General features: G+C 38.8%; 1 protein-coding gene. It reads left to right on the plus strand.

Going from position 1 to position 886, the window contains the following annotated elements:
* Positions 1 to 5: 5 nt before the first annotated feature.
* Positions 6 to 886, plus strand: an 881-nt coding sequence (locus SP041_RS20705) for an IS4 family transposase (protein ID WP_240791517.1), incomplete at its 3' end; no start/stop codon positions are given.

The following is an 886-nucleotide window of genomic DNA, read 5'->3' on the forward strand; positions in this document are numbered from 1 at the left end:
TTTTTTTGTTTAATCAAGAAATGGAATTGGTGTATGAATCATTTGAAAATAAAGATGCTTACGACAATGTATTAACAGCGATTGATTCTAAATGGATTGAAGAAGCATTATTTTGTACTCAAAAAGCGAGTGTTCGACGTCGCCGCCTACCTGCAGAGCAAGCTATTTGGTTAATCATCATGATGGGGTTGATGCGGAATTGTTCAATAAAAGAAGTCTGCGGCTCATTAGATATTGCTTTGCAAACTACCCCTGATGAAGTCTATAACCATGTTGCCCCTAGTGTGCTCACAGATTGTCGAAAGCGATTAGGTGAATCTCCTATGAGTTACCTTTTTAGTACAACCTGTGCGGCTTGGCATAACGTTATTATTACTAAAAAACATAGTATCGGTTTAACGTTATTAGCCGTAGATGGGACGACCTTTAGAGCACAAGACACACCAGAAAATAGGGACGCATTTGGTTTTATCTCTAAATCCAACCCAGTTTATCCGCAACTTCGTATGGTTTCTTTGCATTCAACGCATACTCGGATGTTACTTGGTGCTGCATTTGATAGCTGTAGCGTCGGTGAAATAACCTTAGCTAAACGGTTGCTGACCGATATTCCAGAAGATTCATTAACCTTATTTGATCGTTGTTATTTTTCAGCAGACTTAATGCTCAACTGGCAACAGTTCGGTATTAATGCACATTGGCTAACACCGGTAAAAAAATCGATGAGGTATGAAGTTATAGAGCGATACGGCGATAATGATTTATTAATTGAAATGCCCGTATCCCCGCAAGCGAGAACTAAAAACCCAACATTACCAGAGACTTGGCAAGCAAGAATGATATGTTATCAAGATCCAAAGGGTGATATTAAAGGTTTTATTACCTC

The organism is Psychromonas sp. SP041 (assembly GCF_000470315.2).
GTDB lineage: Bacteria > Pseudomonadota > Gammaproteobacteria > Enterobacterales > Psychromonadaceae > Psychromonas.